We start from the raw sequence: 9,217 nt of genomic DNA on the forward strand, positions 1-9,217 counted from the left end.
CATCCGGGGCGTCGCCTGCTCCGGCCGGGCGCATGGCGGCGGCCACGGCCGTCTGCCCACGGCAGGCGCGAACTCACGCGCGGGACGGCGCTATAGATCGGTGACGCGCTGCATCAGGTGGGCGCCGGCCGCCCCGCCGGGGAGCGGATCGCTGAGCGGTTCTCCGGGACACCGAGGGGCCAGGCCGCCCGGCGGGACGAGTTCGTGGAGCCGACCGGTTCTTCCGCCGGTGCGCCAGGCCGTTCGTGAAGGTCACCGCCGAGGGGGCGCGACCGGTGATCTGGCGGGAACAGGCCGAGCCGGCCCCGGCAACGAAGCAGGCCCCGGCAACGAACCCGCGCGATGGCGAGCCTCCGCGCGACGGCACGCGCACTCGCGCCCATCGCCGAGTCCGTGGATCGGGCCGCCGGACGGGGAGCGTGCGCGCGTGGACCACCGACCGCGCTCGGCGAGGTCCTCGACCGGTCCGACCGGTCCGACCGGTCCGACCGCGGCGACCTTCCCCGGCTGACGAGCGACGATGGGAGGGGACCGGCCGCCGCGCCGTCCGTGGACGCGCTACGGACCGGTGAAGATGTTCGTGCCGGCCGACGTCTCGCCGGACGACATGCCGCGAGCCCGCGTACGCACTCCGTCCCGTACGACGACCAGGACGCACGCGCGTACGCCCCCGGGCCGGACGAGCTCGTCGGCGACGGCCGCCCGGCCGGGTAACCGGCCGAGCGCCGGCCTTTCACCGCCCTCCGATCAGGAGGTCTTCTGCAGCAGCCAAGTGTTCGGCGTAAACGAGGAGTTGACGAAGACCACACAGCCGCCGCTGTAGTACGTCTGGACCTTGGTCCAGCCCTTCGGCGGTTGCGCGGACGCGCAGGCGTTGACCTGGGTGCCGACGGGAAGCCCGTCCAGCTGCTTGATCATCTTGATGTTCGAGCCACTCATCACGCGGCACGAGGCGCTCGTGCCCCAGTTCACGTCGACCCAGCCGTCCGGGGTCATCGAGTCGGCGCACACCGTACGGGTCTCGCCCGGCGACGCCTGGGCGGGGCTCGCCGCGACGGAGGCGACGAGCGTCGCGCCGAAAAGTGCCAGACCCGCGGTGCGGAGGCGTCTCATGGGGTGTCTCCCAACCGTGAAGAGTGCACTGATGAGCGATCAGTGTCGGTCACGGCATTCAATGGCCTGGTGAAGGGCTTGGGGAGCGCATTTTCGGCCAGGAAAGGCACCGCGAAGAAGTCACTGTGCCGCACGGGCGCGGCCCCGTGCGGCACAGTGTCGTCCCGGCCGCGCGGGCGGTGCCCCGCCGGGCCGGGGCGGGCGGGTGCGGCTCGGACCTCAGTTCCTCGTCGGCGCCGGGGCCTCCGCCGGACCGGCCGGGTGCTCGGGTTCGAGGACGAAGACCGGGATCACACGGCCGCCGGCCTTCTCCTGGTACTCGGCGTACGGCGGATACGCGGCGACAGCGCGCTGCCACCACTGGGCCTTCTCGTCACCGGTGACCTCACGGGCCGTCATGCCCCGGCGCTCGGGGCCGTCTTGTAGATCCACCCGCGGGTCCGCCTTGAGGTTGAAGTACCAGACCGGATGGTGCGGGAAGCCGCCCTTCGAGGCCACCGCCGCGTACCACCCCTCGTGCTCCACGCGCATCAGCGGAACCTTGCGGATCTTGCCGCTCTTCGCACCACGCATCGTGACGATGACGACCGGCAGGCCCGTGTCCCAGAGCGTTGTGCCCTGGGTGCCTCCCGAGCTCTCGTACAGCTCGACCTGTTCGCGGATCCACTGCGCCGGACTCGGCTCGTACTCGCCCTCGAGAGGCATCGCATTCACCCCAGTTCGTGCACGGATGGTGTCGGGACAGTCCACCGGAAGCCTCGCGCGAGGGGGAGACCGCCGTTTCCGCTCCGCCGACGACCGCACGGGGGACGGCAGGGTTCCGGTGTCGCACCCGGCTCCGCGCCTCGGCAGGCCACGGCATCACCCCCCGCGGCGGGTCGGAGAGGACGGGACACGGGCCGGCCGTGGCCGGGCCCTTGACGGTTCCGCGGACGGCGGGCGGGGCGCCCGTACGCGCGCGGGTGTCGTTCCTCGGAGCCCGGCCGGGAAGCGCGCGCCGGAGCGCGCGGCCCTCGGACTCCGCCGACCGCACCCGACCGCGCCGTTACGCCGGCTAATGCGCCCGTGCCACCGCCGGCACGGCCCCCGCGCCCGCCGGGTGCAGGGCCGCCGGCTCGGTGAAGGCCGCGGCTCCGAGGGAGGTCAGGGAGGCCGTGGCCCGTTCGAAGGCCACCGCCGGCTCGGCGCCGCGGTCACGCCAGGGGTCGGCGCCGGGGGCGGAGGCCGGTACGAGCAGGGTGAACCACACGGCCTTCCCGCCGTCGTGGCGCGGCTGCACGCCCCAACCGGCGCTGAGCGCCGCGACCAGGGCGAGGCCGCGCCCGTGGGTGCTGGTCTCGTCCGGAGCGCCGACGCGGGGCAGCCGGGGGTCGTGGTCGCGCACGGAGACGGTGAGCCGGTCGAGCATGAGGGTGATCTCGACCGTGCACCGTTTGTCCGGTTCCGCGTGCTGGTGGACGTTGGTGAGGAGCTCGGTGACGCCGAGCGCGGCGGGATCGATGAGCGGATCGAGATGCCAGTAGCGCAACTGCGCAGAGACGATTCTGCGCACCTGCCGGATCCGCTGCGGCAGGGCCTGGAGCTCGACGGTGCAGTGCTTGTTCACTCGGCTGATCACGGCTGCGACTCCCTGAAGAAGTAGGGCTAGCCTGATGCAGATGCGTGGCGCGGTGCGCGCCCGTCCCGGTCCGGCGGGCGGGCCGGACCGCACGACGGAACCGATCCGGAACGCGACCGTCGATGAACCCTCAGTGATGCTGTACACCTCAAGGGTCGACCTTCGCCGTCCCGGGCGCAACTCGTGCGCCCCCACCGTGCACCCGTGCCGCCCCCTGTTCGCGCGCTCACTCCGGCCCGTCGCCGCGCGCGGCCTCCACCGCCTCCAGGAACCGGCGGACCGCCTCCTCCGGGTCCTGGCCCGACTCCCCGAGGTCGAGCACGTACCGGTTGCCGTTGAGCGTGGCCCGGGCCCGGTCGCGGGCGGCGAACCGGGGTTTCCGAGCCTGGACGGCGTCCACCGGAGCGCTGTCGATCTCGACCCCATAGCTGGTCAGGAGCTCCAGGCGACCGTTGTGGATCTTCACCTGCCCGGCACGGGTGAGCGAACGGAGCGATTTCTCGATCCGTACCCCCGTCGCCTTGAACTCCGGTTCCGCCACGGTGCACCGCCTCTCGGCCGATGGTTGTCTGCTGCGCAGTGTGCCCGCGAGCCGACGCCCGCACCAGGGGCCGATTTTCGTTCTCGTTCACGAGCCCCGGGGCGCGCACCGGCGGCTTCCGGACCGGGAGCGGACACCGGACGGACGACGTCTGGCCCTCTGACGTCGTACCACCTGCGCGAACCGCCGGACGGGCGACGCGGCACCGGGGGGACGCGCCCGGCGGTGCCCCGGCGGCTCCCGGCGCGGGGAACAGGCCGCGCGGCCGGTCCCGTGCGACGAGCCGCCGGGGCTGCGCCCCTCGTCGCGCCGCCGTCGTGGAACGCCGGGCGGACCACGCTTTCATGCACGTCCTGGGCCTTCCCCCTCGTCGTCGACGCCACCCCCGCCTACGGTTCCCCCTGCGGCTCTTCCGCCGCTCACACCACCCATCTCACTCATGCCACTCGTGGCCGCCAAATGCGCGTCCAACGCGCGCAGTGCGCCGCGGAAGGCATGAGAGAGCGCCGGGCGCGCGAGGAGGACGAGGCAGCGGATCGGCAGCGGCGCGTCCATCGCCAGAGTCCAGCGGACGAGGGTGCCGCCGCCGGCGGGGACGAGCCGCCAGTCCGCGAGAACGGCGCGGAGGAACGGCACGTTGGTGCTGTCGACGCGGTACGCGCAGCGCCGGGGCGCGTCGACGGCCATGACCGTCTCGTGGAACCACACCCCGCCCACGAGCCGGACTTCCCGACGGCGGCGCCCGTTCCCGTCGAGCGGCCGGGCCGACGCCACGGCGCGGAACCAGCGGGGCCACGCCGTCACGTCCTCGACCAGCGCGCGGTGCACGCACGCGGGCGGTGCCGCGGTCCGGGCGACGAACGTCAGCCGCAGCCGGGCGACGTCGCCGGGGCCCGCCGCGCGAGGGAACACCGATCGGAGGCGGGCCGCGCGGGAACGGGAGGAAAGGGAACCCTCCGGGCCGGCGAAATCAGCGCCCACGGATCGGAGTCTGCGCGCCATCAGGAGCCCCCACGGGGTCGGCCGGCCGCGTACGCGCACACCCTAGCCCGGAGGCAACGGCTTGTCTGCGGCGCACGGCCACCACCCGCCGTACGGCCGGACGTACGGCTGACCGTGCGGCCGTACGCGGGGACAACACGCCGCTCTTGCCGGGCCGGACACACCACCGACGCCCGGCTGCCCGCACGGCGGAAGCCCCGGGCACACGGTCGGACGCGCCATCGTCGCCGGCCGGCACCTGCCCGGACGCGTCACCGCGTCGGCTCGACGGGCAGCCGGTCACACCTCCGGCGCCGGTCCGGGACGTACTCGGGCGCCGGCCCTGCGCACAGCCGAACGCGACATCACCAATCCCGGGCCGATCCGGCACACCCGGACACACATCCCAGGAAACGCACAACCCCGGACACGCACAACGCCCGGACACACACGCCCGGAAGTCCCGCCTCGGAGCCGACCGGCAGCCGGGGTGAAGGCCGGACCGGCGACATCCGCCCCCATGGCCGGACGACCGCCGACGGATCTCAGGACCAGTCGGCCGACGACCGGGCTCGGGACGGGACACCCGGGGCCGGACACCCGACACCGGCACCGGAAAGCACCGGCACCGGACAGCACCGCCATCGACACCGGCACCGCCTACCGACCGCAAGGCCGGGCAGCCGACAGTCGACAGCCGAAGTCAGGCAGCCCATAGCCGAACCCGGCCGACCGCCGGCCGCGACCGGCCTCCGGCAACGGCAACCGGCAACGGACCCGCGACCACCCAGCCGTCCATCGGCTGGCCCGACCCGAAACCCGACGACCCGAGGCCCCGACGACCCGAGGCCCCGGCTCAGGGCCGCCCGGCCCCCGGCAGCCGGTCCGCCGCGGAGACCAGCCGCCGCGCCACCGGGTGCGTCCGGACGATCTCCGCGAGCGTGGTCGCGCCCTGGGTGACCCGGGCGAACGCGCGCCATGCGGGCCCGAATCCGGTGACCGCCGCGTGGAAGACGCCCGGCTTGCGGGAGTACAGGGCGAGGATCCGGCGGCCGACGCCCATCTCGACGCCCAGCCCGGCCTTGACGGCGAACGCGTAGTTGAGCGCCTGACGGCGGGCGTCGACGGCGTCCTGCGCCTCGGCGACGCGCACGGCCCACTCCCCCGCCAGCCGGCCGGAGCGCAGCGCGAAGGAGATGCCCTCGCGCGTCCAGGGCTCCAGCAGCCCGGCGGCGTCGCCGCAGACGACGACGCGGCCGCGGGAGAGCGGGGAGTCGTCGGAGCGGCAGCGGGTGAGGTGGCCGGAGGAGATGCTCGGCTCGAAGCCGGACAGCCCGAGGCGGGCGATGAAGTCCTCCAGGTACCGCTTGGTGGCGGCGCCTTCGCCACGCGCGCAGATCACGCCCACCGTAAGGGTGTCCCCCTTGGGGAAGACCCAGCCGTAACTGCCGGGGACCGGGCCCCAGTCGAGCTGCACCCGGCCGGCCCAGTCCTCGGCGACCGACGGCGGGACAGGGATCTCGGCCTCCAGGCCGAGGTCGACCTGGTCGAGCTTCACCCCGACGTGTGCTCCTATGCGGCCGGCGCTGCCGTCGGCGCCGACGACCGCGCGGGCCAGGACCGTCGAGCCGTCGCCGAGCACGACGGCGACGGTGCGCCGGTCGGGCACGGCGGGGCCGTGCTGCTCGACGCGGGCGACGGTCACGCCGGTACGCACCTCGGCGCCGGCCGCCTTCGCCGCCTCGACCAGGCCGGCGTCGAACTCGGCCCGGTTGACGAGCCCGAAGAGCATCTTCTTCGACCGGCGGGTGCGGGTGAGCTTGCCGTCGAGGGAGAAGGTGACGGCGTGCACGCGGTCGCGCAGCGGCAGTTCGAAGCCGGGCGGCAGCGCGTCGCGGGACGGGCCGATGATGCCGCCGCCGCAGGTCTTGTAGCGGGGCAGCTCGGCCTTCTCCAGGAGCAGGACGCGGCGTCCCGCGCCGGCCGCCGCGTGCGCCGCCGAGGCTCCGGCGGGCCCGGCGCCGACCACGACGACGTCCCACACCGGCCCGGCGCCCGTGGGCTCGCCGTCCGCGGACACGGCGTCGACCGACTGGTCGACTGGCTCGTCGACCGACTCGTCGTCCGCCGGCACGTCCTCGCGGCCCGTCCCCCGGGCCGTGTTGTCGCTGCTCACCTGTGCTTCCGCTCCCGCTCGTCCGCCGCCGCCGGCCGTGCCGGCCGTACCGCCCGCATCCTACGGCCCGGTCGTGGGCCGCCCCGCCCCGGTAAGAGCACCCGGCCCACCCGGAACGCCGTGAGGCGTCATGAAAGGATCGGGACCGTCATCACCCCCGTCCGTACACCACAACGTGGTGCCCCCGAGGAGCGTTCCATGGACACCGTTCCGGCCCGGCCCGACTCCGCCGCGCTCGCCGCGACCGTCGCCTCCCTCCAGCCCCGCGCCCGCACCGAACTGGCCGAGCTGGTCGCCTTCCGGTCGGTCGCGGACGAGGCGCAGTTCCCGAAGAGCGAGTGCGAGGCGGCGGCCGAGTGGGTGGCCGGGGCGCTGCGCGCCGAGGGCTTCGAGGACGTCGCGCTGCTGGACACCCCGGACGGCACCCAGTCCGTCTACGGCTATCTGCCGGGACCGGAGGGCGCTCCGACCGTTCTCCTCTACGCGCACTACGACGTGCAGCCGCCGCTGGACGAGGACGCGTGGCTGTCCCCGCCGTTCGAGCTGACGGAGCGCGACGGCCGCTGGTACGGGCGCGGCGCGGCCGACTGCAAGGGCGGCTTCATCATGCACCTGTCGGCGCTGCGCGCCCTCAAGGAGCACGGCGGGGTGCCGGTGGGCGTGAAGGTGATCGTCGAGGGGTCGGAGGAGCAGGGTACGGGCGGGCTCCAGCAGTACGCCGAGGCGCACCCGGAGCTGCTGGCCGCCGACACCATCGTCATCGGCGACGCCGGCAACTTCCGGCTCGGCCTGCCGACCGTGACCGCCACCCTGCGCGGCATGATGCTGGTGCGGGTGGAGGTGCAGACGCTGGGCGGCAACCTGCACTCCGGCATGTTCGGCGGCGCCGCCCCCGACGCCCTCGCCGCACTGATCCGCACCCTCGACTCGCTGCGCGCGCCCGACGGTTCGACCGTCATCCACGGCCTGGAGCCGGAGGGCACCTGGGACGGCCTGCAGTACCCGGAGGAGGACTTCCGCTCCGACGCCAAGGTCCTGGACGGCGTCGACCTGATCGGCTCCGGCACGGTGGCCGACCGCCTGTGGGCCCGTCCCGCCGTCACCGTCCTCGGCATCGACTGCCCGCCCGTCGTCGGCGCCACCCCGTCCGTCCACGCGAGCGCGGCGGCCCTGATCAGCCTCCGCGTCCCCCCGGGCGTCAACGCCGCCGACACGGCCAAGCTCCTCCGCGCCCACCTGGAGTCCCAGGTCCCGTGGAACGCCCGGGTGACGACGGAACTGGTCGGCCAGGGCGAGCCGTTCAGCGCCGACACGGCCAGCCCGGCGTACCTGTCGATGGCCGAGGCGATGCGCGTCGCCTACCCCGGCCAGGAGATGCAGACCGCCGGCATGGGCGGCTCCATCCCCCTCTGCAACACCCTCGCCGCCCTCTACCCCGACACCGAGATCCTCCTCATCGGCCTCAGCGAGCCGGAGGCCCAGATCCACGCGGTCAACGAGAGCGTGTCACCGGAGGAACTGGAGCGGATGTCGCTGACGGAGGCGCTGTTCCTGCTGAACTACGCGGAGTCGAAGCGGTAAAGGCTGCCGCGCGCCTGGCTGCAGCCGTCCCGGTTCGGGCCGGACCTCAATGGTCCTGCCCAAGCTGGTATTCCCTAACACCTGCGAGAAGTTTGACAGACCGGTGAGTGACGACCCGACAGTCGTCCTCATTGGCAGTCACCACAAGTTATCGCAGCCTCTTACTAGGGAATTCCAGAACCTCCGCCTAAAGCAGCAAGTCAATCGTCTTGTATCGGCAAGACTCGGCGTACACCAGCCGCAGCGCGCTCGGCCGCGGTTCGCAATTCCGCCCACTCCACTGACGCCCTCACCGCCTTCTCGGTCCACAGCGGTGTCGTAGCTTCGGTCATCCGCTGCAGGATTTCATCGACCGGGATCATGCAACTCATGACCTCGCGGGCGATCAGCCCTTCCGCCTCCATGCCCACGCCTTGGCGGAACACGTCGTCGAACTCCAAAGCCATCTCGTCAACGCCTACCCCGAGGCAGCGAACGTGGTGGACTTGTTGCTCCGCATCGAATGCCAGGACATCGAGCACGGAAAGCGCCTGTCGCAGAAACGCATCCGGTTGCACGTGTGTCATCTAATAATCCCTCCGAGGTCCCCTTCCCACCCCTTCACTCGCCAATATGCCCCGTCACCATGATGGCCCCCGCCAGGGTGCCACCGCAGCATTCTCCCCGTCGGGTGACCCTGGGGGTTGTACTCTCGCAGGACCCAGCCCTGGCCAGCGTGATCGCCCTTGCCAAGCGCTTCTTCGCGCCACCCAGGTCTGTTTACCAATGCGCCACGAACTTCCTCAGGCCGTACACCCCCACTGAGGACCTGCGGATTATCCATAATATCTTCTATGCCTTGGATCGAGCCCGCAGGTCCGGCTTCCGCTCGCAGTTGTTGCCTTAGCCGCTCGGCGTTCGCAGCATTCGCTGGACCCTCCGCACCTCTTCTCTCATCGCATGTCATCAGCCCCAGTGGGTCTGACAAGGTGTGCGGATTACTGACGTATGACACATGATTTGGCGCCGGGACCAAGCCCAGAGGGTCCGATGCGGCATACCTCGCGGTCTCTGGATCATAGTGCCGGTAGAAGTTGTAATGCAGTCCCGACTCCGGGTCGAAGTACTGGCCCGGGAATCGTAGAGGCGTGTAAGTCGTGCTGTCCGCCGGCCACGCCGTGGTCCCCCACAGCGTGGCGCGCGAGCGCCAGGCCGTCGTTCCCGTCTC

Annotated in this window: 8 protein-coding genes and 1 pseudogene; 1 reads left to right on the top strand and 8 read right to left on the bottom strand. The window is 72.5% G+C overall.

Features of this window, described 5'->3' with window-relative positions:
• Positions 1 to 747 precede the first annotated feature (747 nt).
• The 6 genes from ACH4PU_RS06475 to ACH4PU_RS06500 all read right to left on the bottom strand — a co-directional run bounded on the left by ACH4PU_RS06475 (position 748) and on the right by ACH4PU_RS06500 (position 6,333).
• Complete coding sequence (locus tag ACH4PU_RS06475; RefSeq protein WP_398266911.1) at positions 748 to 1,113, bottom strand: hypothetical protein; 366 nt, start codon at positions 1,111 to 1,113, stop codon at positions 748 to 750.
• Between the two features lie 219 nt (positions 1,114 to 1,332).
• Positions 1,333 to 1,818 (bottom strand): nitroreductase family deazaflavin-dependent oxidoreductase, encoded by a 486-nt coding sequence (locus ACH4PU_RS06480; RefSeq protein WP_398266914.1) that lies wholly within the window; start codon positions 1,816 to 1,818, stop codon positions 1,333 to 1,335.
• Between the two features lie 349 nt (positions 1,819 to 2,167).
• Positions 2,168 to 2,731 (bottom strand): ATP-binding protein, encoded by a 564-nt coding sequence (locus tag ACH4PU_RS06485; RefSeq protein WP_398266917.1) that lies wholly within the window; start codon positions 2,729 to 2,731, stop codon positions 2,168 to 2,170.
• Between the two features lie 226 nt (positions 2,732 to 2,957).
• Complete coding sequence (locus ACH4PU_RS06490; RefSeq protein WP_398266920.1) at positions 2,958 to 3,272, bottom strand: hypothetical protein; 315 nt, start codon at positions 3,270 to 3,272, stop codon at positions 2,958 to 2,960.
• A 342-nt stretch (positions 3,273 to 3,614) separates the two neighbouring features.
• The gene (locus ACH4PU_RS06495) at positions 3,615 to 4,184 is read right to left on the bottom strand and encodes an SRPBCC family protein (protein WP_398266923.1); all 570 of its coding nucleotides are present in this window, start codon (positions 4,182 to 4,184) and stop codon (positions 3,615 to 3,617) included.
• A 925-nt stretch (positions 4,185 to 5,109) separates the two neighbouring features.
• A complete protein-coding gene (locus ACH4PU_RS06500) occupies positions 5,110 to 6,333 on the bottom strand; it encodes a geranylgeranyl reductase family protein (protein ID WP_398267003.1) in 1,224 nt (407 codons plus the stop codon).
• Between the two features lie 294 nt (positions 6,334 to 6,627).
• Here ACH4PU_RS06500 and ACH4PU_RS06505 point away from each other — a divergent pair, with 294 nt between their 5' ends.
• Positions 6,628 to 8,010: a dipeptidase gene (locus tag ACH4PU_RS06505; RefSeq protein WP_398266926.1), complete on the top strand. Its 1,383-nt coding sequence runs from the start codon at positions 6,628 to 6,630 to the stop codon at positions 8,008 to 8,010.
• A 200-nt stretch (positions 8,011 to 8,210) separates the two neighbouring features.
• Here ACH4PU_RS06505 and ACH4PU_RS06510 read toward each other — a convergent pair whose 3' ends face one another.
• Together ACH4PU_RS06510 and ACH4PU_RS06515 are read right to left on the bottom strand one after the other, a co-directional pair.
• The gene (locus ACH4PU_RS06510) at positions 8,211 to 8,576 is read right to left on the bottom strand and encodes a hypothetical protein (RefSeq protein WP_398266929.1); all 366 of its coding nucleotides are present in this window, start codon (positions 8,574 to 8,576) and stop codon (positions 8,211 to 8,213) included.
• Positions 8,577 to 8,943: 367 nt separating this feature from the next.
• Positions 8,944 to 9,217 (bottom strand): annotated as a pseudogene (locus ACH4PU_RS06515) (RHS repeat-associated core domain-containing protein); the annotation flags it as partial.

It is taken from the genome of Streptomyces sp. NPDC021100, from assembly GCF_044333095.1.
In the GTDB taxonomy this organism is placed as follows: domain Bacteria; phylum Actinomycetota; class Actinomycetes; order Streptomycetales; family Streptomycetaceae; genus Streptomyces.